General features: G+C 61.4%; 24 protein-coding genes. 13 read left to right on the top strand and 11 right to left on the bottom strand.

Going from position 1 to position 26,368, the window contains the following annotated elements:
• Window positions 1-64 precede the first annotated feature (64 nt).
• Together ACCD00_RS12165 and ACCD00_RS12160 are read left to right on the top strand one after the other, a co-directional pair.
• Window positions 65-1,396, top strand: coding sequence for a PLP-dependent aminotransferase family protein (locus ACCD00_RS12165; RefSeq protein ID WP_413424743.1), 1,332 nt, complete (start codon window positions 65-67; stop codon window positions 1,394-1,396).
• A gap of 91 nt (window positions 1,397-1,487) precedes the next feature.
• Window positions 1,488-2,075: a LysE family translocator gene (locus ACCD00_RS12160; RefSeq protein WP_413424741.1), complete on the top strand. Its 588-nt coding sequence runs from the start codon at window positions 1,488-1,490 to the stop codon at window positions 2,073-2,075.
• 17 nt (window positions 2,076-2,092) lie between these two features.
• Here ACCD00_RS12160 and ACCD00_RS12155 read toward each other — a convergent pair whose 3' ends face one another.
• The gene (locus ACCD00_RS12155) at window positions 2,093-2,926 is read right to left on the bottom strand and encodes a helix-turn-helix domain-containing protein (RefSeq protein WP_413424739.1); all 834 of its coding nucleotides are present in this window, start codon (window positions 2,924-2,926) and stop codon (window positions 2,093-2,095) included.
• A gap of 33 nt (window positions 2,927-2,959) precedes the next feature.
• Window positions 2,960-3,463 (bottom strand): VOC family protein, encoded by a 504-nt coding sequence (locus ACCD00_RS12150; protein WP_413424737.1) that lies wholly within the window; start codon window positions 3,461-3,463, stop codon window positions 2,960-2,962.
• 266 nt (window positions 3,464-3,729) lie between these two features.
• Here ACCD00_RS12150 and ACCD00_RS12145 point away from each other — a divergent pair, with 266 nt between their 5' ends.
• From ACCD00_RS12145 to ACCD00_RS12120, 6 genes are all read left to right on the top strand, one after another.
• Complete coding sequence (locus tag ACCD00_RS12145) at window positions 3,730-3,978, top strand: transmembrane sensor/regulator PpyR (RefSeq protein ID WP_413424735.1); 249 nt, start codon at window positions 3,730-3,732, stop codon at window positions 3,976-3,978.
• Window positions 3,978-5,132, top strand: coding sequence for an NnrS family protein (locus ACCD00_RS12140; protein ID WP_413424733.1), 1,155 nt, complete (start codon window positions 3,978-3,980; stop codon window positions 5,130-5,132). The genes ACCD00_RS12145 and ACCD00_RS12140 overlap by 1 nt, the downstream gene beginning before the upstream one ends.
• A 231-nt stretch (window positions 5,133-5,363) precedes the next feature.
• Window positions 5,364-5,819, top strand: a complete 456-nt coding sequence (locus ACCD00_RS12135; protein ID WP_413424731.1) for a (2Fe-2S)-binding protein — start codon at window positions 5,364-5,366, stop codon at window positions 5,817-5,819.
• A gap of 7 nt (window positions 5,820-5,826) precedes the next feature.
• Complete coding sequence (locus tag ACCD00_RS12130) at window positions 5,827-7,995, top strand: molybdopterin cofactor-binding domain-containing protein (protein ID WP_413424729.1); 2,169 nt, start codon at window positions 5,827-5,829, stop codon at window positions 7,993-7,995.
• Between the two features lies 1 nt (window position 7,996).
• Window positions 7,997-8,578: a hypothetical protein gene (locus tag ACCD00_RS12125; protein WP_413424727.1), complete on the top strand. Its 582-nt coding sequence runs from the start codon at window positions 7,997-7,999 to the stop codon at window positions 8,576-8,578.
• Window positions 8,579-8,652: 74 nt separating this feature from the next.
• A complete protein-coding gene (locus ACCD00_RS12120) occupies window positions 8,653-9,234 on the top strand; it encodes a GGDEF domain-containing protein (RefSeq protein ID WP_413424725.1) in 582 nt (193 codons plus the stop codon).
• Window positions 9,235-9,359: 125 nt separating this feature from the next.
• Here the strand turns inward: ACCD00_RS12120 and ACCD00_RS12115 are convergent, their stop codons facing one another.
• The gene (locus ACCD00_RS12115; protein ID WP_413424723.1) at window positions 9,360-9,785 is read right to left on the bottom strand and encodes a VOC family protein; all 426 of its coding nucleotides are present in this window, start codon (window positions 9,783-9,785) and stop codon (window positions 9,360-9,362) included.
• Between the two features lie 113 nt (window positions 9,786-9,898).
• On the opposite strand from ACCD00_RS12115, the gene ACCD00_RS12110 reads away from it, so the two are divergent.
• On the top strand, window positions 9,899-10,759 hold the full coding sequence (locus tag ACCD00_RS12110; RefSeq protein WP_413424721.1) for a LysR family transcriptional regulator: 861 nt from the start codon (window positions 9,899-9,901) through the stop codon (window positions 10,757-10,759).
• 183 nt (window positions 10,760-10,942) lie between these two features.
• Here the strand turns inward: ACCD00_RS12110 and fabI are convergent, their stop codons facing one another.
• The 8 genes from fabI to gloB all read right to left on the bottom strand — a co-directional run bounded on the left by fabI (window position 10,943) and on the right by gloB (window position 21,639).
• The gene (gene fabI, locus ACCD00_RS12105) at window positions 10,943-11,737 is read right to left on the bottom strand and encodes an enoyl-ACP reductase FabI (protein ID WP_057398455.1); all 795 of its coding nucleotides are present in this window, start codon (window positions 11,735-11,737) and stop codon (window positions 10,943-10,945) included.
• 19 nt (window positions 11,738-11,756) lie between these two features.
• Window positions 11,757-13,367: an ABC transporter ATP-binding protein gene (locus ACCD00_RS12100; RefSeq protein ID WP_413424719.1), complete on the bottom strand. Its 1,611-nt coding sequence runs from the start codon at window positions 13,365-13,367 to the stop codon at window positions 11,757-11,759.
• Window position 13,368: 1 nt separating this feature from the next.
• Window positions 13,369-14,388, bottom strand: a complete 1,020-nt coding sequence (locus tag ACCD00_RS12095; RefSeq protein WP_223461820.1) for an ABC transporter permease — start codon at window positions 14,386-14,388, stop codon at window positions 13,369-13,371.
• Window position 14,389: 1 nt separating this feature from the next.
• The gene (locus ACCD00_RS12090; RefSeq protein ID WP_413424717.1) at window positions 14,390-15,463 is read right to left on the bottom strand and encodes a microcin C ABC transporter permease YejB; all 1,074 of its coding nucleotides are present in this window, start codon (window positions 15,461-15,463) and stop codon (window positions 14,390-14,392) included.
• A 4-nt stretch (window positions 15,464-15,467) separates the two neighbouring features.
• Window positions 15,468-17,309: an extracellular solute-binding protein gene (locus ACCD00_RS12085; RefSeq protein ID WP_413424715.1), complete on the bottom strand. Its 1,842-nt coding sequence runs from the start codon at window positions 17,307-17,309 to the stop codon at window positions 15,468-15,470.
• A complete protein-coding gene (locus ACCD00_RS12080; RefSeq protein WP_413424762.1) occupies window positions 17,306-19,126 on the bottom strand; it encodes an extracellular solute-binding protein in 1,821 nt (606 codons plus the stop codon). The genes ACCD00_RS12085 and ACCD00_RS12080 overlap by 4 nt, the downstream gene beginning before the upstream one ends.
• A gap of 215 nt (window positions 19,127-19,341) precedes the next feature.
• Window positions 19,342-20,772, bottom strand: coding sequence for a transglycosylase SLT domain-containing protein (locus ACCD00_RS12075; RefSeq protein ID WP_413424713.1), 1,431 nt, complete (start codon window positions 20,770-20,772; stop codon window positions 19,342-19,344).
• Window positions 20,773-20,871: 99 nt separating this feature from the next.
• Window positions 20,872-21,639 (bottom strand): hydroxyacylglutathione hydrolase, encoded by a 768-nt coding sequence (gene gloB / locus ACCD00_RS12070; RefSeq protein ID WP_413424711.1) that lies wholly within the window; start codon window positions 21,637-21,639, stop codon window positions 20,872-20,874.
• 65 nt (window positions 21,640-21,704) lie between these two features.
• Here gloB and ACCD00_RS12065 point away from each other — a divergent pair, with 65 nt between their 5' ends.
• The 4 genes from ACCD00_RS12065 (at window position 21,705) to ACCD00_RS12050 (ending at window position 26,359) form a co-directional block, all read left to right on the top strand.
• A complete protein-coding gene (locus ACCD00_RS12065; RefSeq protein ID WP_413424709.1) occupies window positions 21,705-22,463 on the top strand; it encodes a methyltransferase domain-containing protein in 759 nt (252 codons plus the stop codon).
• 92 nt (window positions 22,464-22,555) lie between these two features.
• Window positions 22,556-23,008 (top strand): ribonuclease HI, encoded by a 453-nt coding sequence (gene rnhA / locus ACCD00_RS12060; protein WP_108215886.1) that lies wholly within the window; start codon window positions 22,556-22,558, stop codon window positions 23,006-23,008.
• Window positions 23,009-23,220: 212 nt separating this feature from the next.
• The gene (gene dnaQ, locus ACCD00_RS12055) at window positions 23,221-23,979 is read left to right on the top strand and encodes a DNA polymerase III subunit epsilon (RefSeq protein WP_008016120.1); all 759 of its coding nucleotides are present in this window, start codon (window positions 23,221-23,223) and stop codon (window positions 23,977-23,979) included.
• Window positions 23,980-24,103: 124 nt separating this feature from the next.
• Window positions 24,104-26,359: an Orn/Lys/Arg decarboxylase N-terminal domain-containing protein gene (locus ACCD00_RS12050; RefSeq protein WP_413424706.1), complete on the top strand. Its 2,256-nt coding sequence runs from the start codon at window positions 24,104-24,106 to the stop codon at window positions 26,357-26,359.
• Window positions 26,360-26,368: the final 9 nt, after the last annotated feature.

The following is a 26,368-nucleotide window of genomic DNA, read 5'->3' as shown; positions in this document are numbered from 1 at the left end:
CACGAAACTCATCGTATGAGCGACTATCGATACAATCAAAAAATTGTCATGGATACATCTCGACATGCCTCGATCCCGCTACAAAACGCTGGTGGATGCCTTTGCCGCCGACATCCGTGCCGGGCGTTTGCCGCCGGGCACGCGCCTGCCGACTCATCGGCAACTGGCCACTGAGCACGGCCTGGCACTGGTCACCGCCAGCCGGGTGTATGCCGAGCTGGAGGGCATGGGCCTGGTCAGTGGCGAAACCGGACGCGGGACCTTTGTCAGGGAGACCTCGTTGCCACCGGGGCAGGGCATCTCGCAGCACGTGGTGGCGGCGGGGATGATCGACCTGAATTTCAACTACCCGTCATTGCCAGGCCAGGCCGACCTGCTGCGCAATGCCTTGCGTCAGCTGGCGTTGTCCGGTGACCTGGAATCCCTGCTGCGCTATCAGCCCCACGCGGGGCGCCTGCATGAGCGGGCCTCGGTCGCGCGCCATCTGGTTGAACGCGGGCTTAGCGTGCCGGCCGAGCAGGTGTTGATCGTCAGCGGCGCCCAGCATGGCCTGGCGGTGGCGATGATGACGCTGCTCAAGCCCGGCGATGTGATCGCCGCCGATGCGTTGACCTATCCCGGTTTCAAGACGCTGGCCGAAACGCTGCATCTGGAAGTCTTGCCCATTCAGGTCACGGAAACCGGGCCTGATCTGGCCGCCCTGGAAAAACTCTGCCGCAGCCGATCGGTACGGGCCGTGTACTCGATGCCGACCTTGCATAATCCGCTGGGCTGGGTGATGGGCGCCGATCAGCGCGAGCAACTGGTGGCGATAGCGCGCCAGCATGACCTGACGATCATCGAGGACGCCGCCTACGCGTTCCTGGCCGAAAACGTACCGCCGCCGCTGGCCGAGCTGGCGCCTGAGAGAACGGTGTACGTGTCCGGTCTGTCGAAGAATGTCGCCACCGGGCTGCGCGTTGGCTTCATTGCCGCTCCCGCGCAATGGGTCGCTGCCTTCGAGTGCACCATCATGGCGACCACCTGGAACACCCCCGGCGTGATGACCGCCATCGCCACGGCCTGGCTCGACGATGGCACCGTCAGCCAACTAGAGGAGCAGAAACGGGCGGACGCCCGGGCCAGGCAAGCGCTGGCCCGTGAGGTGTTGGCGGGGCTCAGGACCATCAGCCACCCGAACTCCTACTTCATCTGGCTGCCGTTGGCGGAAGACGCCCGGGCCGACCAGATCGCCATGGCGCTGATGCGCGAGCAGGTGTCGGTGTCGCCGGCCGAGCCCTTTGCGGTTTCGGCCCATGTGCCGCACGCGATACGCCTGGCGCTGGGCTCGGTGGACATGGACTCGTTGCGCGTTGCCCTGAACAAGGTGAAAAGCGTCGTCGGTTATTACTCATAGCGATGCCGGGCAGGGCAGTTTTCTTCAATACGCGAGCCGGTCGGCGCTTTACCTTGAGGGCCTTGTTCAATTCAACGGAAGAAGGTGTGCAATGAGTCTGATGATGTCCATGGCGGCGTTTGCGCTGGTCGCTTCCATCACCCCGGGGCCGGTCAACATTGTGGCGTTGAGCTCCGGCGCGCGGTTCGGCTTGCGGGCCAGCCAGCGTCACGTGGCCGGGGCCACGCTGGGATTTGTCTTGCTGTTGGTGCTGATGGGATTGGGCCTGCATGAGTTGTTGCAACAGTGGCCAGCGCTGACGCAGGTGGTGCAATGGGCGGGCGTAGCCTTTCTGCTGTACATGGCCTTCAAGCTGGCGGCTGACAACGGGCAGGTGCAAGCCAGCGAATCGGCCCAGGCCCCGTCGATGCTGTATGGCGCCATCATGCAATGGCTCAACCCCAAGGCCTGGCTGGCCTGCGTGGCCGGGATGGGCGCGTTTGTCGCCGATGGCGAGGCGCGCCTGGTTTGGCAATTCGCCGCGATTTATCTGGTGATCTGCTATCTGTCGGTCGGTTGCTGGGCTTATGCCGGGACGTTTCTGAGCGGCTTTTTGAACAACCCGGCCGGCATGCGCCTGTTCAATCGCGCCATGGCGTTGTTGCTGGTGGTGAGCGCGGTGTATCTGCTGTTGCCGTAATGGCAGTTACTGGAGATTCACCCCCGATACTGCCCCGGCGTCGCCGCCAAATGCTGTTTGAATGCCCGTTGAAAATGCGCCTGATCGGCGAACCCCGCTTCCAGCGCCACGTCGGCAATCAGCTTGCCGCTGCGCAATTGATCCTGGGCGAACTGGATGCGCCGGTTCACCAGGAAGGCGTGGGGCGTCATGCCGTAATGCTGCTTGAAGGCGCGGATCAGGTAGGACGGTGACAGTTGCGCCGCCTCGCAAATGTCTTCGAGCTTGAGGGTCTGCGTGCAGTGGTCGCGGATGTAATCGGCGGCACGCTCCAGCTTGAAATTGGGTTCGCGCAGCGGTGGGTCGATCGGGTTCAATCGCTGCTGCACATCAGTGAAAAACTCCACCGCCACGCTGTGTTTGCGCAGCACATCCTGCTGCGGGTCGACCAACACTTCAAACAAGCCCGCGAGGCCGGCAAACAGGTGGGCGTCCCGCGTATGGGTCAGCGAAAAGCGGCGAAACGCCGTGTCATCGCTGAACCCCAGCTGGTGCTGCAAATCGGTCAGCCACGGCGTATCGACGTACAGCATCAGGTACGACCAGGGTTGGTCCTCGATCGGATTGCAGGCATGGACGTCGCCGGGGTTCATCAGTACGACCGTGCCGGCGCCGACCTCGAATGCGCACTGCTCATGGACATAGGTGCTGCGCCCGGCGGTGATCGCCCCGATGGAAAAGTGCTCGTGGGCATGCCGGGTGTAGCAGACTTCGCGCCCGTCGGCGATGGAGCGGGCTTCGATGAAGGGCAGGGCATCATCGCGCCAGAAGCGCGGGGCCTTGTCGGCGTTTTTGGCAACGGCGTGCTTCATGCTCATTCCTCGGCAGGTCAGTGCCCGAGTGTATTAGCTCTCGCCGTCAAAGGCTCGTTGCAGTTCGGCGATATCGAGTTTTTTCATCTGCATCATCGCCTGCATGGCCCGTTGGGATTTTTTCGTGTCCGGGTCTTTGATCATGTCCATCATCGCGACGGGGACGATCTGCCACGACAGCCCGAACTTGTCCTTGAGCCAACCGCATTGCTGGGCCTCGGGTACGCCACCGGCCGAGAGGTTGCCCCAGTAATGATCGACTTCTTCCTGGGTCAGGCAATTGACCTGAAACGAAACCGCTTCACTGAACTTGAACAACGGCCCGCCGTTGAGGCCGGTGAAGCTCTGCCCGTCGAGCTCGAAGCTGACGGTCATGACCGAACCTTCGGGCCGGCCATGGAATTCGAAACCGGCATGGCCGTAGTGGGTGATGGCCGTGATTTTCGAATGATCGAAGATCGAGCAATAGAACTTCGCCGCCTCTTCGGCCTGATCGTCGAACCACAGGCAAGGCGTGAGTTTTTGTACGCGTAGCATGGTGCCAACTCCTCTTCAGGTTACGCATGTCCAGGACTTTCAGCGTAGTCAGCCTCTGGTCGCCAGGCCGTACCGTAGATCGAGAAAATTGCCACAGGTTTGCGAAAACGTAGTCTTAATGACTTGATGAAGAGTCTAATTGACTATTTGTGTGGTGTGTCGTTATGACTCGTATTCGCACAAGTGCCTGGATCTGAAGGGGTAAAAAGCTGGCACGGGACTTGATCAGGTAAACGTACAACTGAACGCCTTCAGGAGTACGCAAAATGTTCAACTTCTTCAGCAACCCGCAGAACGTTCTTGAGTTGTCGAGCCGTGTGCTCGGTGCTGGCCTGGCGATGCTGCTGGCCGGCATCTACGGTGCCTATCTTTACGACGGCCACCTGTCGATCGTCGTACTGGTGACTATGCACGCCATGACCATTCTCGGCCCGACCCTGTTGAAAATCGGCTATGTCATGCGCCTGCTTTCTCAGTATCGACTGAGCCAAGGCCCGGTCCGGGTGGTGGCTTGATGCGCCGGCTTGCCGTTGCACCGGTATTCAGCCTTGGCTTCCGGCCATTCTTTCTCGCCGGTGCCGGTTTCGCCGCCATCGCCGTGGCTATCTGGGCCTTGTGGCTGTACGGGCGTTTGCCCGGTGCGCAACCGGTGGGCGGCATGCTCGCCTGGCATCGGCATGAAATGCCCTTCGGATTTGCCACGGCCATCATCGCCGGGTTCCTCCTGACTGCGGTGCCCAACTGGACCGGCCGGCCGGGGCTCAAGGGCTGGCCGCTGATCGGCCTGCTGCTGGTGTGGCTGCTGGCGCGGCTGGCGTGGTACCTGCCGATACCGGCATCCTTGCTGCTGGCCTTGCAGGTTCCGTTTCTGCCTCTGTTGGCGTGGGTGTTGGGGCGCGATCTGCTGGCTGCGGGCAAGCGCGAGAATTATCCGATTCTATTGATGGTGTCGTTGCTGGCCGGGTGTCAGGCATTGACGTTGCTGGGGTTTGTCGTTGATGACGCCAATCTGCAACGTCATGGCGTGCTGGCCGCTTTGTGGCTGGTGGGCGCGCTGATGAGCGTGATCGGCGGGCGGGTGATTCCGTTCTTCATCCAGCGCGGCTTGAATCGTCCGGCAACGCCTGCAGCCCATCCGTTGCCGGGCAAGGTGTTGCTGGTCAGTGCCATGCTGGCGGCGGTGTCTTTTGCCGCCGGTTTGAACGACGTCCCACGTGTGTGGCTGGCAGTGTTGTTTGCGTTGCTGAGCGGCTTGCATCTGCTGCGCCTGTGGCGCTGGCATGACCGCGGCCTGTGGCGCGTGCCGCTACTGTGGTCGCTGTACTTGGCTTACGCCTGGCTCGCGGTGGCGACGCTGGCCATGGCGCTGTGGCACCTGGGCGTGATGCCGCAACAAAGCCTGGCCACCCATTCGCTGGCCGTTGGCGGTATCGGCGGGTTGATCCTGGCGATGATCGCGCGGGTCAGCCTGGGGCATACCGGGCGGCCGTTGCTGCCCTCGAAAGTAATCGTTGCGGGATTTGCCCTGGTGCTGGTGGCGGGTGTGTCACGGGTGTTGCTGGTGCCGTTTTCCGGGTGGGGATTGGGAATGTCGGCGCTGCTTTGGTGTATGGCATTCGGGCTGTTTCTGTCGCGTTACACCGGTATTTTGCTCAAGCCGAGGGTGTAGGAGCGAAGCTTGCTCGCGACGGCCGTGAACGATAACGCGCCCTGTCTGAATGACCGCGTTGTACTGGCGTTTTTCGCGAGCAAGCTCGCTCCTACAGGTGACCGGTGGTCGACGCACCACGGCCTGCCGGCAAATTTGCGCTTAGCTGAAGGGATAGCCCGGGGCGCGCGCAGGTTGGACAAGACCGCAGCGGCGCCCCTTCAGATCATCGTGAGCCTGAGGAACTGCGCCATGCTGACCCTGAACATCAATGGCCAGGATCAGGAGCTGGATGTCCCCGCCGACATGCCGCTGCTCTGGGTCTTGCGCGATGTGGCCCACCTCACCGGCACCAAATTCGGCTGCGGTATCGCCCAATGCGGGGCCTGCACCGTGCACGTCGACGGCGCGCCGCTACGTGCCTGTATCACACCGGCCACGGCTGTGGCCGATGGGCAAAGGATTCTCACCATCGAAGGCCTGTCCGCGGACGGTTCGCACCCGGTGCAACAGGCCTGGGCGGAACTTGACGTGGTCCAGTGTGGTTACTGCCAGTCCGGGCAGATCATGTCGGCGGCGGCGTTGCTGGCGAAGATTCCGAAACCGACCGACAGCGACATCGATCAGGCACTGTCCGGCAACATCTGCCGCTGCGGCACTTACCCGCGGATTCGCGCCGCCGTCAAGCGCGCCGCCGAGCTGGGTTGAGGTTGCCATGAACAGCATCGACAGGTTATCGCGCCGTGGTTTTCTCAAGGGCAGTGCCTGGCTGGGCGGTGGGCTGGTGGTCGCGTTTGTCATTCCCGGCGCTCACCGGTTCGCCATGGGCGCGCAGAACCAGGGCAACGTGTTTGCGCCAAACGCCTTCCTGCGCATTGGCAATGACAACAGTGTCACTGTGTTGCTCGGGCACTCGGAAATGGGCCAGGGCATCTGGACCGGCCTGACCATGTTGATCGCCGAAGAACTCGACGCCGACTGGGCGAAAATCCGCGTCGAACATGCCCCGGCATCGGCCGCCGATTACGGCCTGGCCGGGTTTGGCGGGATGCAAATCACTGGTGGTTCGACCTCGACCTGGATGGAATTCGACCGCTATCGCCAGGCCGGCGCAGCGGCGCGCTTGATGCTGATCGAGGCGGCGGCCAAGCGTTTCAATGTTCCGCCGTCCGGGATTCAAACCGAGTCGGGCGTGGTCATCGCTGGCGAGCATCGCGCCACTTATGGCGAATTGGCCGATGACGCAGGTCAGTTGCCTCGGCCGGACCCGGCCTCGATCAAACTCAAGGACGCCAAGGACTGGCGGCTGATCGGCAAACCCACCAGGCGCCTGGACACACCGGAGAAAATCACCGGGCGGGCGAAATTCGGCATGGACGTGCAGTTTGACGGGCTGATGACCGCGATGGTCGCCCGTTCACCCACATTCGGCGGTAGCGTCAGATCCTTTGAAGGCGCCGAAGCGCTGGCGATTCCGGGTGTACACAAAGTGGTGCAGGTGCCGACAGGCATCGCGGTGATTGCCGAACATTATTGGGCGGCGAAGCTGGGCCGCGATGCGCTGAAAATCGACTGGAACCCGGGGCCGAATGCCGGGCTCGATAGCCAGGCGCTGCTGGAAAGCTTCCGCAAACTCGCCGCCACCCCAGGCCTGAACGCCGGTCAGGCCGGCGATACCCAGGCTGCGCTGGCGAAAGCGGCGAAGACCATCGACGCTGAATACAGCGTGCCTTATCTGGCCCACGCGCCGATGGAACCACTGAACTGCACGGTGCGCATCACCAAGGACAAGTGCGAAATCTGGACCGGTACCCAGTTTCAGACCCTGGATCAAATGGTCGCCGGGGAAATCACCGGGCTCAAGCCCGAACAGGTCGAGATCCATACCGAGTTTCTTGGCGGCGGCTTCGGGCGACGGGCCAATCCGACGTCGGATTTCGTCAGCGAAGCGGTGTATGTCGCCAAGGCCGCAGGTGCACCGGTGAAAACCGTGTGGGCGCGGGAGGATGACATCCGTGGCGGCTATTATCGCTCGGCGTTCCTGCACCATGCACGCATCGGGCTGGATGCCGACGGCCTGCCATTGGCCTGGAAGCATGTGATGGTCGGGCAGTCGATCATGGCCGGCACCTCGCTTGAAGCGAGCATGGTCAAGGACGGGATCGACAAGACCTCCGTCGAGGGCGTGGCCGATAGCCCCTACCTCGAAGGGCTGGCCAATCACCAGATTGAACTGCACTCACCGAAGACCGGGATCAGCGTGTTGTGGTTACGTTCGGTGGGGCACACCCACACCGCGTTTGTCATGGAATCGCTGATCGATGAACTGGCCACGGCAGCGGGCAAGGATCCGGTGGAGTATCGGCGCACCTTGCTCAAGGACCATCCGCGCCACCTCGGTGTGCTGAACCTTGCGGTGGAGAAAGCCAACTGGAAGGCGCCGTTGCCGGATGGCCATGCACTGGGTGTGGCGGTGCACGAGTCGTTCGGCAGTTACGTGGCTCAGGTGGCCGAAGTGTCCCAGGACAACCTCGCCATTCGCGTGCACCGGGTGGTGTGCGCGGTGGACTGCGGCATCGCGGTCAACCCGCAGAGTATCGCCGCGCAGATGGAGTCGTGCATTACCTTTGGCCTGGGCTTCACCTTGCACAGCAAACTGACGCTCAAGGACGGGCAGGTGGTGCAGTCCAACTACCACGACTATCAGGTGCTGCGGCTCAACGAAATGCCGGTGGTCGAAGTGCATATCGTACCCAGCAGCGACAAGCCCGGCGGCATCGGCGAAGCCGGTGTGCCACCCACGGCCCCGGCAGTGGCCAACGCGGTGTTTGCCCTGACCGGCCAGCGTCTGCGGGAGCTGCCGTTGCAGCTGTCGGGGGTGTGAGATGAAACGACATCATTGGTTGCTTGGGACGGTGATCCTGATCTGTCTCGTAGCCTACGCATCGCACGTGTTTGCCGATGACCGCGAGGCCTTGCAGGCGTTCGACACCGTGCAGAAGGTCTTCCAGAGCCCCCGTTGCCAGAACTGCCACATTCCCGGTGATTCGCCGCTGCAATTCGATGCCGGGGTGCCGCACGCGATGAATGTCGTGCGTGGCATGGACGGCAAGGGCTCGGCCGGGTTGCCCTGTGCGACGTGCCATGCCCAAAGTAATCCGCCGGCCAGTTATGGGCCTCACGCGCCACCCGGCGCGCCACACTGGAGCCTGCCGCCGGCAGCGCAGCGGATGGCCTGGATCGGCCTGCCGGCCGACCGGCTATGCGCGATGATCAAGGATCGCTCGAGCAACGGCGATCGGGATTTCGCCGCGCTGATCAAACACGTCAGCGACGACAAGCTGGTGCTATGGGGCTGGAGTCCGGGCGGCAATCGCGCGCCGGTGCCGGTGCCCCACGATATCTTCGTCACCCGGTTCAAGCGCTGGGCCGATGCAGGAGGGCCGTGCCCGGTGTCGGGTAGCTGACCAGCGGCACGCAAACAGGGAGCCAATGCAGGTATGAGCGACTCTAACGTGCATACCTGCCAAAGGAGTGAACGATGTTGATCTCAGGAAAAACGGGCAAATCGGGTCAATCCACCAATCAGTTGCTCACGCCACAGCAAGAACGTGAACGGCTGCGCGATCTGGCGCGCCAGGCCGAGCGAGAGTTGGCGGGCGTGCAAATGGCGAGCATGGATGAGCTGACGCTGCTGTCCAATCGCCATGGTTTCAGCGAACTGGCCAAACTCGGACTGGACGCTTGCCGGGAAGTGGCGACGCCGGCGACGCTGCTGTACTTCACCCTCGATGAATTCAAGCGCAACTGTTATCTGTATGGCCGGGCCAAGGGTGACGATGCGCTCAAGACATTCGCCGATGTCCTGCGTATCGGCTTTCGTGAAAACGATGTGGTCGGACGGCTCGAAGGCGACCGGTTCGCGGCGCTGCTGACCGGTTCCAGTGTCGTGGAGATTGCAGCGATCAAGGCGCGACTCGACGAGATACTCGATGAACGCAACGCCACGGCGCATCGCAGTTATGACATTCGGTTCCGCGTTGTCCAGGTCGAGTATGACCCTGAGGTTCATGACTCAATCGAGGACCTGTTAGCTGAGGCCGAGCGGGTGATGAGCCGTTAGGGCTGTGAAGTATTGGCGGGCCTCTTCGCGAGCAAGCCCGCTCCCACAGGGATCTTCAGTGCTACATGGATCCAGTGTGGGAGCGGGCTTGCTCGCGAAGAGGCCCGAACAGGCAACACATACTTTCACTTGGCAAACAGTTGCCCGATATCCTTGAACGCCTTGAACTCCAGCGCATTACCGCAAGGATCAAACAGAAACATCGTCGCCTGTTCCCCCACCAGCCCCTGAAAACGAATCCCCGGCTCGATCACGAAGCGAGTCTCCAGCGACTTCAGCCGCTCGGCCAGCGTCTCCCATTCCGCCATGCCGAGCACCACGCCAAAATGCGGCACCGGCACATCGTGACCATCAACGGCATTGGTGTGCGCGGCTTCTTGCGCAGGATTTTTCGGCGCCAGGTGAATCACCAGTTGATGACCGAAGAAATTGAAATCCACCCAATGATCGCTTGAGCGACCTTCCTCCAGGCCAAACACCTCACCGTAAAAGCGCCGGGCGGCAGGCAAGTCGTAGACGGGAATGGCCAGGTGAAAAGGGGACAGTTGCATCAGGCGTACCTCGGTGGCGGGTGGGAGTGCGTTGAGTTTAGTCCTGTGCTTTTTGATTGAAAGACGATAATTTTTGCGTCGAGCTCAAATTATTTCGATCAATCGAGGCCGCTATGCTGCGAGAACTGAAAACCTTTGTCGCCGTGGCGCGTCACGGCACCTTCGCCGCGGCCGGCATGCACATCGGCCTGACGCAATCGGCGGTCAGCGCGCAGATTCGCAATCTGGAACACGCCCTGGGCATCCGTCTGTTCGACCGCACTGGCCGCCAGGCACTGCTCAATGCAGCAGGGCAGCGTGCATTGCCAATGGCCAGGGAAATGCTCGAAACCTTCAGCCGCATGGCTGTCAGTGACGATGTCGGTGAGTACCGTGGCGAGTTGAAAATTGGCGCGGTGGCGACGGCGCAGACCGGGTTGCTGCCACAGGCGCTGCTGCGATTGCGCCAGCAGGCACCCTTGCTGGAGCCCAAGCTGGTGCCCGGTGTATCGCTGAACCTGCTGAGCCAGGTGGACACGGGAGAAGTGGATCTGGCGATCCTGATCAAGCCACCGTTCGAGTTGCCCAAGGAGTTGTTCGCACAGGTGATTCGCCGGGAGCCGTTTGTACTGATCGTACCGGCGGACCTGGAGGACGATGATCCGTTGCAACTGCTGGCTGAGCACCCTCATGTGCGCTACGACCGCAATTCGTTTGGCGGGCGGCTAGTGACGCGTTTTCTGCGTGAGCAACGGATTGAAGTGCGCGTGGCGCTGGAGCTGGATGAACTGGAGGCCATTGTCAAAATGGTCGAGTGTGGGTTGGGGGTTTCGCTGCTGCCGGAGGCGGGGCTGTGGCTGGAGCATGGGGCGAAGGTCAGGGTGATTCGGTTGGGTGAGTTGACCTTCTACCGCGAGATCGTGCTGTTGCAGCGCTACAGCCAGCGCAATCAGCCGATTCAGCAGTTGTTCGCCAAATGCCTGACACAACACTGACCCTCTGTAGGAGCGAGCTGGCTCGCGAAGGTCGTCAACGATAACGCGCGCAGTCTGGATGAACACGGCGTGCCCGGGTTTTTCGCGAGCAGGCTCGCTCCTACAGGGGGTGCTACATCGGCCGGAAATCGCAGGCATAAAAAAACCGCCTGAAAAGGCGGTTTTTTTGTAGCCGACCGAAGATTACTCTTCGAGGCTGCCCATGGCGGTGGTGTTGAAGCCACCGTCCACGTACATGATTTCACCGCTGATGCCGGACGCCAGGTCCGAGCACAGGAAGGCGCCGGCGTTGCCGACCTCTTCGATGGTGACGTTGCGGCGCAGCGGAGTTTGCGCTTCGTTGGCGGCCAGCATCTTGCGGAAGTTCTTGATGCCGGAAGCGGCGAGGGTGCGGATCGGACCTGCCGATACACAGTTGACGCGAGTACCGTCCGGGCCCAGGGAGCCGGCCAGGTAGCGTACGCCCGCTTCCAGGGAAGCCTTGGCCATGCCCATTACGTTGTAGTTCGGCATGGTGCGCTCGGCGCCCAGGTACGACAGGGTCAGCAGGCTGCCGTTGCGGCCTTTCATCATTTCACGGCCGGCCTTGGCCAGTGCCACGAAGCTGTAGGCGCTGATGTCGTGAGAGATGCGGAAACCTTCACGGGTGGTGGCTTCGGTGAAGTCGCCGTCCAGTTGGTCGCCCGGGGCGAAGCCCACGGAGTGCACGATGCAGTCCAGGCCATCCCACTTCTTGCTCAGTTCTTCGAAGACCTTGGCGATTTCTTCATCGCTGGCCACGTCGCACGGGAAGCACAGCTCAGGGCTCGAACCCCAGCCTTGTGCGAACTCTTCGACACGACCCTTGAGTTTGTCGTTCTGATAAGTGAAGGCAAGCTCAGCGCCCTCGCGATGCATGGCGGCAGCGATGCCGGATGCGATGGACAGCTTGCTGGCGACACCGACGATCAGTACGCGCTTACCGGCGAGAAAACCCATGTGTTGCTCCTCTTTCAGGTTATTGCGCAGTGGCCGGAGCCAGAAAAGCGGCTTCCAGCAACTGCTGTGTATATGGATGTTGGGGGGCGGCAAAAATGCTTTGCGCGTCTCCCTGTTCGACCACTTGGCCATGCTTGACCACCATCAACTGGTGGCTCAGCGCTTTCACCACAGCCAGGTCATGGCTGATAAACAGATACGTCAGGTTGTACTTGGTTTGCAGCGAACGCAAAAGCTCCACCACTTGGCGCTGTACGGTGCGGTCGAGAGCCGAGGTCGGCTCGTCCAGCAAAATCAACGCCGGTTTTAACACCAATGCCCGGGCAATGGCGATTCTCTGCCGTTGCCCGCCGGAAAATTCGTGGGGGTAGCGATGCCGGGTTTCCGGATCCAGGCCTACCTCCTTGAGTGCTGCAATGATCGCTTGTTCCTGTTCCGCCTCGGTGCCCATCTTGTGGATCCGCAGGCCTTCGCCAACGATGTCATTCACGCACATCCGTGGGCTCAGGCTGCCGAACGGGTCCTGAAACACCACTTGCATCTCCCGTCGCAGCGGCCTGACTTGTTGCTGCGTCAGGCAGTCTAGCGGCTGGCCTTCAAAGCGAATGGCGCCTTTGCTGGCGATCAACCGCAAAATCGCCAGGCCCAGCGTCGACTTGCCGGAACCGCTTTCACCCACGATCCCCAGGGTCTGGCCCTGGGGCAGGCTGAAGTTGATGCCGTCCACCGCCTTGACGTAATCCACCGTGCGCTTGAGCAAGCCTTTCTTGATCGGAAACCAGACTTTCAGGTCTTCGACCGCCAGCAAGGGCGGGCCGATCACGTTGCTTGCAGGCTTGCCGCCGGGCTCCGCTGCCAGCAGTTCCCGAGTGTACGGATGCTGCGGCGCGCGGAACAATTCTTCGCACGATGCCTGTTCGACGATGCAACCTTGCTGCATGACACATACGCGATGCGCAATTCTTCGCACAAGGTTCAAATCATGGCTGATCAGCAGCAGGGCCATGCCCAATCGGGCCTGCAGTTCCTTGAGCAACTCGAGGATTTTCAGCTGAACGGTCACGTCCAGCGCAGTGGTCGGCTCGTCGGCGATCAGCAGTTCCGGCTCGTTGGCCAGGGCCATGGCGATCATCACCCGTTGACGCTGGCCGCCGGACAATTCGTGGGGCAGGGCCTTGAGGCGTTTGTGCGGCTCGGGGATGCCGACCATCTCCAGCAGTTCCAGCGTGCGTTTGGTCGCGACCTTGCCGGTCAGCCCTTTGTGGATGCCCAGCACCTCGTTGATCTGCTTTTGAATCGAGTGCAGGGGATTGAGCGAGGTCATCGGCTCCTGGAAGATCATCGCAATGCGGTTGCCGCGAATGTGGCGAATGGTCTTTTCTTTCAGGTTCAGCAGGTTCTGCCCGGAATATTCGATCGTGCCGGACGGATGCCGGGCAAGGGGGTAGGGCAGCAGGCGCAGGATCGAATGGGCGGTGACCGATTTGCCGGAACCGCTCTCGCCGACCAGGGCCAGGGTTTCGCCGCGCTTGATGTCGAAGCTGACGCCTTCGACGGCCCGCTGGCAGCGATTGCCGACGACAAAGTCGACGGACAGGTCGCGCACTTCGATCAGATTGTGCTGATTCATTTCACTTCCTCGGGTCGAAGGCATCGCGAGCGGACTCACCGATGAACACCAGCAAACTCAACATCAAGGCCAGCACCGCAAAAGCACTGATGCCCAGCCACGGCGCCTGCAGGTTGGATTTGCCCTGGGCCACCAGTTCCCCCAGCGAAGGGCTGCCCGCCGGCAGGCCGAAGCCGAGGAAGTCCAGGGCGGTCAATGTGCCGATGGCGCCGGTGAGGATGAACGGCATGAAGGTCATGGTCGAGACCATCGCGTTGGGCAAGATGTGGCGGAACATGATCGCACCGTTCTGCATGCCCAGGGCGCGGGCGGCGCGTACGTATTCCAGGTTGCGACCGCGCAGGAACTCGGCGCGCACCACATCCACCAGGCTCATCCACGAGAACAGCAGCATGATCCCCAGCAACCACCAGAAGTTGGGCTGCACGAAGCTGGCGAGGATGATCAGCAAGTACAACACCGGCAGCCCGGACCAGATCTCCAGGAAGCGCTGCCCGGCCAGATCCACCCAGCCACCGTAGAAACCCTGCAAGGCCCCGGCGATCACGCCGATGATCGAGCTGAGCACCGTCAGGGTCAGGGCAAACAGTACTGAAATGCGGAAGCCGTAGATCACCCGGGCCAGCACATCGCGGCCCTGATCGTCGGTGCCCAGGAGGTTGTCCGTCGAGGGCGGGGCCGGGGCCGGGACTTTCAGGTCGTAGTTGATGCTCTGGTAGCTGTAGGGGATCGGCGCCCACAGCACCCAGGCGTCCTTGGCCTTGAGCAGTTCGCGGATGTACGGACTCTTGTAGTTGGCTTCCAGCGGAAATTCGCCGCCGAAGGTGGTTTCCGGGTAGCGCTTGAGCGCCGGGAAGTACCAGTTGTTGTCGTAATGCACCGCCAGCGGCTTGTCGTTGGCAATCAGCTCGGCGCCGAGGCTGGCACCGAACAGGATCAGGAACAGCCACAGCGACCACCACCCGCGCCTGTTGGCCTTGAACAGTTCGAAGCGCCGGCGATTGAGGGGGGACAGGTTCATCTCAATGCTCCCGGCTTTCGAAGTCGATGCGCGGATCGACAAGGGTGTAGGTGAGGTCGCCGATCAGTTTTACCACCAACCCGAGCAGGGTGAAGATGAACAGCGTGCCGAACACCACCGGGTAATCGCGGTTGATCGCCGCCTCGAAACTCATCAGGCCGAGGCCGTCAAGGGAGAAGATCACCTCTACCAGCAACGAGCCGGTGAAAAAGATGCCGATCAAGGCTGAAGGGAAACCGGCGATCACCAGCAGCATGGCGTTGCGGAACACGTGGCCGTACAGCACGCGGTGATTGGTCAGTCCCTTGGCCTTGGCGGTGATCACGTACTGCTTGTTGATCTCGTCGAGAAAGCTGTTCTTGGTCAGCAGGGTCATGGTCGCGAAGTTGCCGATGACCAGCGCGGTCACCGGTAGCGCCAGGTGCCAGAAGTAGTCGAGGACCTTGCCGCCCATGCTCAGTTCATCGAAGTTGTTCGAGGTCAGCCCGCGCAACGGGAACCAGTCCAGGTAACTGCCGCCGGCAAATACCACGATCAACAGGATGGCGAACAGGAACGCCGGGATCGCATAGCCGACGATGATCGCCGAACTGGTCCAGACGTCGAAGTGGCTGCCGTGCCGCTTCGCCTTGGCGATTCCCAGCGGGATCGACACCAGGTACATGATCAGCGTGCTCCACAGCCCGAGGGAGATCGAGACCGGCATCTTTTCCTTGATCAGGTCGATGACCTTGGCGTCACGGAAGAAGCTGTCGCCGAAATCCAGCGACGCATAGTTCTTGACCATGATCCACAGGCGTTCCGGCGCCGATTTGTCGAAGCCGTACATGTGTTCGATTTCCTTGACCAGCGCCGGGTCCAGGCCCTGGGCGCCGCGATAGGCCGAGCCTGCCACCGACACTTCGGCACCACCGCCAGCGATGCGGCTGGTGGCGCCTTCAAAGCCTTCGAGCTTGGCGATCATTTGCTCCACCGGCCCGCCCGGAGCAGCCTGGATGATCACGAAGTTGATCAGCAGGATGCCGAACAGGGTGGGAATGATCAGCAGCAGTCGCCGAAAAATGTACGCCAGCATCTGATTACTCCGTGCCCGCAGGACCGGCCTGCAGTGTGGTTTCGACTTCTATCGCAGGCTTGATATCAGGCTTGACCCACCAGGTGGCCGTGCCGATGTCGTATTTAGGCGAGACCTTCGGGTGGCCGATGTGGTTCCAGTACGCCACGCGCCAGGTCTTGATGTGCCAGTTTGGTATTACGTAATAGCCCCATTGCAGAACGCGGTCCAGCGCGCGGGCATGGGCCACCAGGCTCTTGCGCGAATCGGCGTTGATCAGTTGCTCGACCAGTTGATCGACCACCGGGTCTTTCAGGCCCATGGAGTTGCGGCTGCCGGGTTTGTCGGCGGCGGCCGACATCCAGAATTCCCGTTGTTCGTTCCCCGGCGAGTTGGATTGCGGGAAGCTGCCGACGATCATGTCGAAGTCCCGGGAACGCACGCGGTTGATGTATTGCGAGACGTCGACCCGGCGAATCACCAGGTCGATACCCAGGTCGCTCAGGTTGCGCTTGAACGGTAGCAACACCCGTTCGAATTCGGTCTGGGCCAGCAGGAACTCGATGGCTACCGGTTTGCCGGTGGCGTCGACCATCTTGTCATCGACAATGCGCCAGCCGGCCTCCTGCAACAGTTGATAGGCTTCCCGTTGCTGGGTGCGGATCATGCCGCTAGCGTCGGTGCTCGGGTTCTGGAACGCTTCGCTGAATACTTGCGGTGGCAGCTTGCTGCGCAACGGATCGAGGATCGCCACCTGATCGGCATCCGGCAGGCCGGTGGCGGCCATTTCCGAGTTTTCGAAGTAGCTGCGGGTACGCACATAGGCGCTGTTGAACAGCTGCTTGTTGGTCCATTCGAAGTCCAGCAATAGCGACAAGGCCTGGCGCACGCGCACATCCTGGAACACCGGGCGGCGCAAATTGAACACGAACCCTTGCATGCCGGTCGGATTGCCATTGGGAATCTGTTCCTTGACCAGCCGACCTTCGGTGACCGCTGGAGTGTTGTAGGCGTTGGCCCAGTTTTTCGCGGTCATTTCCAGCCAGTAGTCGAACTGCCCGGCCTTGAGCGCTTCCAGGGCCACGGTGTTGTCACGGTAGTAATCGGTGGTCATCACGTCGAAATTATAGAAACCCCGATTGACCGGCAGGTCCTTGCCCCAGTAATCCTTGACGCGCTCATAGCGCACCGAGCGCCCGGCCTTCACTTCGCCGACCTTGTACGGGCCGCTGCCCAGCGGAATTTCCAGGTTGCCCTTATTGAAGTCGCGGTCGGCCCACCAATGCTTGGGCAGCACCGGCAACTGGCCAAGGATCAGCGGCAGTTCGCGGTTGTTGGTGTGCTTGAACTTGAACAGTACGGTGAGCGGGTCTTCGGCGACCGCTTCCGCCACGTCGTTGTAGTAGCCGCGGTACATCGGGGCGCCGTCCTTGGTCAGCATCTGGAAGCTGAACACCACGTCTTCGGCACGCACCGGATGGCCATCATGGAAGCGCGCTTCGGGGCGCAGGTAGAAGCGCACCCAACCGTTGTCCGGGGCTTTTTCGATCAGCCGGGCGATCAGGCCGTACTCGGTGAACGGTTCGTCCAGGCCTTGCTTGGCCAGGGTGTCGTAGATCATGCCGATATCGTCCGCCGGCACGCCTTTGCTGATGAACGGGTTAAGGCTGTCGAAGCCGCCGAAACCGGCCTGACGGAATATTCCGCCCTTGGGCGCGTCCGGATTGACGTAGTCGAAGTGCTTGAAGTCGGCCGGGTATTTCGGCGGCTCGTTGTACAGGGTCACTGCGTGTTGCGGGGCGGCGCAGGCCAGCCCGGCGAACAACAGGCCGCTGGCCTGCAGGAGCAGGGTGCGGATGGGCTTCATTGATCTTTCTCCGAAGATTTCAGCCACCACGCGTTCAGGCCCAGGGTATAGGGCGGCGTGGTGACGAAGGCGAGCCGGTTGCGGTACGCCAGGCGGTGATAATTGAGGTACCAGTTGGGGACGATGTAGTGCTGCCACAGCAGCACGCGGTCAAGGGCCTTGCCGGCGGCGACTTGCTCGTCGCGGTTGCGGGCGGCCAGCAACTGTTCGAGCAAATGGTCGACCACCGGGTTGGCGATGCCCGCGTAGTTCTTGCTGCCCTTGACCCCGGCCTGGCTGGAGTGAAAGTACTGCCACTGCTCCAGGCCGGGGCTGAGGGTCTGGTTGAGGGTCATCAGAATCATGTCGAAATCGAACTGGTCGAGGCGCTGCTTGTATTGTGCGCGATCGACCGTGCGCAGCCGCGCATCGATGCCGATGCTGGCGAGGTTCTCGACATAAGGCTGGAGGATGCGTTCCAGGTTTGGATTGACCAGCAGCAGCTCCAGCCGCAAGGGTTGCCCGGCGGCGTTTTGCAGGTGCTGGCCATTGAGCTTCCAGCCGGCTTCGGCGAGCAGGCCGAGGGCATTGCGCAAGGTCTCCCTGGGGATGGCGCGCCCGTCGGTCTGCGGCAGGCTGAACGGCTCGGTAAAGAGCCTGGCCGGCAGCTGTTCACGATAGGGCTTGAGCAACAGCCATTCATGCCCGACCGGTAAACCGCTGGCCGAGAATTCGCTGTTGGGGTAGTAGCTCATGGCGCGTTGGTAGGCACCGCCGAACAGCGTGCGGTTGGTCCACTCAAAGTTGAACATCAGCCCCAGTGCTTCACGGACCTTGGCGTCCGAGAAAGTCGGACGACGGCTGTTCATGAACAGGCCCTGGGTCTGGGTCGGGATCTGGTGGGGGATCTGCGCCTTGACCACTTCGCCGCGGCGTATGGCGGGAAAGTTGTAGCCGGTGTCCCAGTTCTTCGCCTGATGTTCGATGTAGATGTCGAATTCACCGGCCTTGAAAGCCTCGAAGGCCACGTCGCTGTCGCGGTAGAACTCGACTTCCATGCGGTCGAAGTTGTACTTGCCGCGATTGACCGGCAGGTCCTTGCCCCAGTAATCGTTGACCCGTTCGAAGACGATCTGTCGCCCTGGCGTGACCGACGTGATGCGATACGGTCCGCTGCCCAGCGGCGCCTCGAAGGTGGTGGCCTTGAAGTCGCGACCTTTCCAGTAGTGCTGTGCCAGCACCGGCATTTCGCCCAGGCGCAGGATCAGCAGTGGATTACCGGCGCGCTTGAACACGAAACGGACCCGCTGCGGGTTGAGGATGTCGACCCGTTGCACTTCCTGAAGGCTGGTGCGGTACAGCGGATGGCCTTCCTTGAGCAGCAGGCGATAGGAGAACGCGACGTCGTAGGCGGTGATCGGCGTACCGTCATGGAAGCGTGCTTCGGGACGCAGGTTGAACACCACCCAGCTGCGGTCCTCGCTGTACTCCACCGACTGGGCAATCAGGCCATAGCTGGACGCGGGCTCGTCACCCGAAGGCGCGTACTGCCCGGTGCCGACCATCAGCGGCTCGTTGAGCTCGTTGATGCCGTATTGCAGGAAGTTCGGTGTGGTGACCGGGCTGGTGCCCTTGAAGGTGTACGGGTTGAGCGTATCGAAGGTGCCAAACGCCATCACCCGCAACGTACCGCCCTTGGGCGCTTGCGGGTTGACCCAGTCGAAGTGGGTAAATCGGGCCGGATACTTGAGCGTGCCGAACTGCGCATAACCATGGCTTTCGCTGATCGTCGCGCTTGCGGTGGAGCTCAAGGCCAGGCTGATCAGGAGCAGGGGCAGGGGACGCTTCAAATAGGGGATCCGATCCAGGCGGCTTGGGCATTATGGATCGTACAGTAACAGCTTGTATGGGCAGGAAAAAGACGGGGGATCCGGGCGATCACAATCCTGTAGGAGCGAGCTTGCTCGCGATGGTGGTCAACGATGACACGGGGCGCCTGAATCAACTCGGTGCCCTTGGGTTTTTCGCGAGCAAGCTCGCTCCTACAGTAGTTTTAATGCGGATTGGCCACCGTCAACATCTGACCGGGCTTGAGCGCCTGGCCGACACGCGGGTTCCAGCGCTTGAGGTGCTGCATCTCTACATTGAAGCGCTTGGCCACGATGTACAGCGAGTCGCCTTGCTGGACCTTGTACGTGGTCTGCTGCTTCTTGTTGTTTGCCGCAATCACGGTGTTGACCCGCCCGGAATTGCGTTTGCCGTTGTCCTGCATGACCAGGGTCTGGCCGGGCTTGAGATTCTTGCCGGTCATGTTGTTCCAGCGTTGCAGGTCCTTCACGTCAACGTTGTTGGCCTTGGCGATGGAGCCGAGGTTGTCACCCCGTTTGACCCGGTAGGAGCGCCTGGCGCTGGCGACCTGGGTGTCGTCGGCGCCTTCGAAGACCGGCTTGAGCGATTTCTTGCTGATCAACTCTTCAGGACGCATGGTCTGCAGGCTGCTGGTCAGCAGTTGCGCCTTGGAGGTCGGCACCAGCAGGTGCTGCGGGCCGTCGATGGTGGTGCGCTGCTTGAATGCCGGGTTGAGCTGGAACAGTTCGTCTTCGTCGATGTTGGCGACTTCAGCGACCTTGGACAGGTCCATGCGCTGGTTGATTTCGACGACCTGGAAGTAGGGTTCGTTGGCGATCGGATTGAGGTTCACGCCGTAGGCTTCCGGTGCCATCACCACTTGCGACAGTGCCAGCAGCTTCGGTACGTAGGCCTGGGTTTCGGCCGGCAACGGCAGGTTCCAGTAGTCGGTCGGCAGGCCGAGGCGCTCGTTGCGCTCGATGGCCCGGCTGACGGTGCCTTCGCCTGCGTTATAGGCCGCCAGGGCCAGCAACCAGTCGCCGTTGAACATGTCGTGCAGGCGGGTCAGGTAATCCATCGCGGCGGTGGTCGACGCGGTGATGTCGCGCCGGCCATCATAGAATCGGGTTTGACGCAGGTTGAAGTAGCGCCCGGTGGAGGGGATGAATTGCCAAAGACCCACCGCGTCGGCCCGGGAATAGGCCATCGGGTTGTAGGCACTTTCAATCACTGGCAGCAGTGCCAGTTCCAGCGGCATGTTGCGCTCTTCAAGGCGTTCGACGATGTAGTGAATGTAGAGGCTGCCACGTTCGCCGGCGTTTTCCAGGAACGATGGATTGCTGGCGAACCAGAGGCGCTGTTGCTCGATGCGCGGGTTGACACCCAGCCCGTCCTGCAACTGGAAGCCCTGCCGCATACGCTCCCAGACGTCCTGTGGAATTTGCGGACTGGGTTTTTCGCTCAGCCAGATCGGCTTCTGCTTGGCGCGCGCGGCGATGTTCGGCGTATGCGCCGCATCGGTCTGCGGCGCATGGCTGGAACAGCCCGCCAGGGTGGCGGACACAGCCACCGCTATGGCTTGAGCCAAGCGGGTCAATGCGTCGGAACTGATGGCTTTGCGAATAGGTGACGACATTGGCTGGAAGTAAGTTCCGGGCAAAAATGTCGGGCGATTCTAGGAAGCGCACCCAGCGCGGTCAACCTTTCAGAATTGTTGCAACCTTACGAGATCCTTTTAGAACGTATCTTTCCAGGCTCGAAGAGCAGCAAAAACCATATCGGGCGCCGAGTTATCGGTGCCGGTCCGTTCGTCCGCTTTTTCTTTAACGGATGTTTCGCCGGAGCGCAAAAACGGGTTTGTGAGCTTTTCCAGTGCCAGTGTCGACGGCAGCGTCAGGATCCCGGATTCCCGTTGCCGGGTGACTTTGGCCAGGCGCTCGGCGGTGTGCGGATTGTCCGGTTCGACGGCCGCCGCAAACTTCAGGTTACTGAGGGTGTATTCGTGGGTGCAGTAGACCAGCGTGTCTTCCGGCAACGCCGCGAGGCGTGTCAGCGAGCTGTGCATTTGCTGTGGCGTGCCTTCGAACAAGCGCCCGCAACCGGCGGCAAACAAGGTGTCACCGCAAAACAGCAGCCCGTGATGGTAATAGGCGATATGCCCCAGGGTGTGACCCGGGACCGCGATGACGTCGAAGTCCCAGCCGAGCACGCTGACCTTGTCGTTGTCCTTGAGCGCGACGTCCCGCGCCGGGATCTTTTCGCTGGCCGGACCAAAGACTTTCGCGTTTGTCGCTTTCTTCAGCAATTCGACGCCGCCGACGTGGTCATGATGGTGGTGAGTGATCAAAATATCACTCAGTACCCAGCCCGGATTGGCCGCGAGCCAGGCTTGTACCGGGGCGGCATCACCCGGGTCGACCACCGCGCAGCGTTTGCTGCCGTGGTCCTGTAACAACCAGATGTAGTTGTCGGTAAAGGCGGGCAGGGCAGTGATCTGTATCATCGTCGGATTCGCCAAGCGGAAAACATTGGCGCATCTTAGAACTTCCTGGCGCGTTGGAGAATGCAATGACTGATAAAGCGTTCGCACAAGCCGATCCTGACTGGCTGGCGTTGATCAGCGCGGCCCGCGAGTGGCTGGCCGGTCCCCTCGGGCAATTTCTGCTGGACGAAGAGCGGCGCATGCTCGAAGACGAGCTCGGGCGGTTCTTTGGTGGTTATCTGGTGCATTACGGCCCCTCGGCCGAGCCCCCTCCGTCAGCGCCGCAGGTGCAGCGTAACGTGCGCCTTGGCGCGCCGTTGCCGGGGGTGGAGATCGTTTGCGAGGAGCAGGCCTGGCCGCTGAGCGAGCACGCTGCCGACGTGGTGGTATTGCAGCATGGCCTGGATTTCTGCCTGTCGCCCCACGGGCTGCTTCGCGAGGCAGCAAGCAGCGTACGCCCCGGTGGACATTTGCTGATCATTGGCATCAACCCCTGGAGCAGCTGGGGCCTGCGGCATGTGTTTGCCCAGGATGCGCTGCGCAAGGCGCGCTGCATTTCGCCGTCACGGGTTGCGGACTGGCTGAACCTGCTGGGCTTTGCGCTGGAGAAACGCCGCTTCGGGTGCTATCGTCCGCCGCTTGCGTCACCGGCATGGCAGACCCGCCTGGCCGGTTGGGAGCGCAAGGCCGGTGACTGGCAACTGTCGGGCGGCGGCTTCTATTTATTGGTGGCGCGCAAGATCGTGGTGGGCCTGCGACCAGTCCGTCAGGAGCGGCGCGAGCCAATGGGCAAGTTGATTCCTTTGCCGATGGCCAAGGTCAACCGTCGCAACATCGAACCGTAAGACACACTTTTTATTTGCGGCCGGGCCTGTCCCGGCTTCGGGCGTCGTCGATCAGCGATCGGCGGGCCAGCGCATTTTCTGGATAGATTGGCATGAGCGATAGCGTAGAACTGTTCACCGACGGCGCCTGCAAAGGCAACCCTGGCCCTGGCGGCTGGGGCGCACTGCTGGTGTGCAAGGGTGTCGAAAAGGAGCTCTGGGGCGGCGAAGCCAATACCACCAACAACCGCATGGAGCTGATGGGCGCGATCCGTGGCCTGGAAGAACTCAAGCGACCCTGTGACGTGCTGCTGGTGACCGACTCCCAGTACGTGATGAAAGGCATCAACGAGTGGATGGACAACTGGAAGAAGCGCGGCTGGAAAACCGCAGCGAAAGAACCGGTGAAAAACGCCGACCTGTGGAAGCTGCTCGACGAGCAGGTCAACCGCCACAAGGTCACCTGGAAATGGGTGCGCGGACACATTGGCCATCACGGTAACGAACGGGCCGACCAGTTGGCCAACCGCGGCGTCGATGAAGTGCGTGGGTACAAACAGGGCTGATTCGGGTCTGGCCTATGGACCGAGTCGCGGCCTTCGCGAGCAAGCCCGCTCCCACACTGGATCTTCATGAGCCCAATATTGTGTGCAAACCTCGATTCCCTGTGGGAGCGGGCTTGCTCGCGAAAGGGGCGACACGGTCTATCTGAAACACCCCGGCGAGCGTGTTAACATCGCCGCTTTTGCACGATTGACCGATTGAGAGCTGAGCACTGATGGCCACCAGATCCGTTGTACTCGATACCGAAACCACCGGCATGCCGGTGACCGACGGCCACCGGATTATCGAAATCGGTTGTGTCGAGTTGATCGGCCGACGCCTGACGGGCCGGCACTTTCACGTGTACCTGCAACCCGACCGCGAAAGTGACGAGGGCGCCATCGGCGTCCACGGCATCACCAACGAGTTCCTCGTGGGCAAGCCACGTTTTGCCGAAGTGGCCGAAGAGTTCTTCGAGTTCATCAAGGGCGCGCAGCTGATCATCCATAACGCGGCGTTCGACGTTGGCTTCATCAACAACGAATTCGCCCTGATGGGGCGGCAGGATCGCGCGGACATCACGCAGCACTGCACGATCCTCGACACCCTGATCATGGCCCGGGAACGTCACCCGGGGCAGCGCAACAGCCTCGACGCCTTGTGCAAGCGCTATGGCGTCGACAACTCCGGCCGTGAACTGCACGGCGCCTTGCTCGACTCCGAGATTCTCGCCGACGTCTACCTGACCATGACCGGGGGGCAGACCAGTCTCTCCCTGGCCGGTAACGCTTCCGATGGCAATGGATCCGGTGAAGGGGCGGACAACTCAGCCACCGAGATCCGCCGTCTGCCGGCGGACCGCCAGCCGACGCGTATCATCCGCGCCAGCGAAGACGACCTGGCCCGCCATGCCGCGCGCCTGGAAATCATCAGCAAATCCGCTGGCGCTCCGGCGTTGTGGGTGCAACTGGCCGAGGCTGAAGCCCAGGCCTAGCCCTTTCAAATAAAAGCGCACCTTGTGACCCATTTCAGGGCGTCGCACTCGCTACATCCGCTGCAACACTCTAACCTGAGGTGATTGGCAGGCTCTGGTCTGCCGCCTCAGGACACTGAGCCTCATGTATAAAGATTTGAAATTCCCGGTCCTGATTGTCCATCGCGACATCAAGGCCGACAGCGTCGCTGGCGACCGCGTGCGGGGGATTGCCCGGGAGCTGGAGCAGGAAGGATTCAGCGTCGTTTCGGCGGTGGACTACACCGAAGGACGACTGGTGGCGTCGACTTACCATGGCCTGTCCTGCATGTTGATTGCGTCTGAGGACGCCAGCTCCCATTCGCATTTGTTGCAAAACATGGCCGAACTGATCGGTCTGGCGCGAGTGCGTGCGCCGGATCTGCCGATTTTCGCCCTGGGCGAAAAAGTGACTCTGGAAAACGCGCCCGCCGACGCCATGGCCGAGCTCAATCAGTTACGCGGCATCCTTTACCTGTTTGAAGATACGGTGCCCTTTCTCGCCCGGCAGGTGGCCCGCGCTGCACGCAAATACCTTGATGGTCTGTTGCCACCGTTTTTCAAGGCACTGGTGCAGCACACGGCGGATTCCAATTATTCCTGGCATACCCCCGGTCACGGCGGTGGCGTGGCGTATCACAAAAGCCCGGTCGGGCAGGCGTTTCACCAGTTTTTCGGGGAAAATACCCTGCGCTCGGATCTTTCGGTGTCGGTGCCGGAACTTGGCTCCTTACTCGACCACACCGGTCCCCTGGCTGAAGCCGAGGCCCGTGCAGCACGTAATTTTGGCGCCGATCACACCTTTTTCGTGATCAATGGCACGTCCACGGCCAACAAGATTGTCTGGCACTCGGTGGTCGCTCGCGATGACCTGGTGCTGGTGGATCGCAATTGCCACAAGTCGGTGCTGCACTCGATCATCATGACCGGCGCGATCCCGCTGTACTTGTGTCCGGAGCGTAATGAGCTGGGGATCATCGGTCCGATTCCACTGAGTGAGTTCAGCCGCGAGTCGATCCAGGCCAAGATCGACGCCAGTCCGCTGACCAAGGGGCGTTCACCGAAGGTCAAGCTCGCCGTGGTGACCAATTCGACCTATGACGGCCTCTGTTACAACGCCGAACTGATCAGGCAGCAATTGGGCAATAGCGTTGAAGTGCTGCACTTCGACGAGGCCTGGTACGCCTATGCCGCATTTCATGAGTTTTTTGCCGGGCGCTACGGCATGGGCACGTCACGTGATGAAGGCAGCCCGTTGGTGTTTACCACCCATTCCACTCACAAGCTGCTGGCGGCATTCAGCCAGGCGTCGATGATTCATGTGCGCGACGGCGGTGCGCGGCAACTGGATCGGGATCGCTTCAATGAAGCGTTCATGATGCACATCTCGACTTCGCCGCAGTACGGCATCATCGCCTCGCTGGACGTGGCCTCGGCGATGATGGAAGGGCCGGCCGGGCGTTCGCTGTTGCAGGAAATGTTTGACGAGGCCCTGAGCTTTCGTCGGGCGCTGGCCAACTTGCGACAGCACATTGCTGCGGATGACTGGTGGTTTTCGATCTGGCAACCGCCGTCGGCGGAGGGCATCGAGCGGGTCGTTACCGAGGACTGGTTACTGCAGCCCGATGCCGACTGGCATGGCTTTGGCGGCGTGACCGAGGATTATGTGTTGCTCGACCCGATCAAGGTCACGCTGGTGATGCCGGGGCTGACAGCCGGTGGCGCCCTCAGCGAGCGCGGGATTCCGGCGGCGGTGGTCAGCAAGTTCCTTTGGGAGCGTGGCCTGGTGGTCGAGAAAACCGGGCTTTATTCGTTCCTGGTGCTGTTCTCCATGGGGATTACCAAAGGCAAGTGGAGTACGCTGCTCACCGAATTGCTGGAGTTCAAGCGCAGTTATGACGCCAACGTCAGCCTGGCCAGTTGCCTGCCTTGCGTGGCGCAAGAGAATGTGGCGCGGTATCAGGGTATGGGCCTGCGTGATTTATGCGATCAGTTGCATGCCTGTTATCGCAGCAACGCCACCGCCAGGCACCTCAAGCGCATGTACACGGTACTGCCGGAAGTCGCGATGAAACCGGCGGACGCCTATGATCAATTGGTGCGAGGTGAGGTTGAGGCGGTGTCGATCGATGCGCTGGATGGGCGGATCGCCGCGGTGATGCTGGTGCCGTACCCTCCCGGCATACCGCTGATCATGCCAGGCGAGCGCTTTACCGAGTCGACTCGCTCGATCATCGATTACCTGGCGTTTGCCCGCACGTTCGATAGCAGTTTCCCGGGGTTCGTTGCTGATGTGCACGGATTGCAACATGAAGACCAGGGCAGTGGGCGGTGCTACACCGTCGATTGCATCAAGGAGTGAGGACCTTTC

This window comes from Pseudomonas sp. Pseusp3 (assembly GCF_047304225.1).
GTDB classification, from domain to species: Bacteria; Pseudomonadota; Gammaproteobacteria; order Pseudomonadales; family Pseudomonadaceae; genus Aquipseudomonas; species Aquipseudomonas fluorescens_CD.
This window is presented reverse-complemented; position numbering and strand designations above follow the sequence as displayed.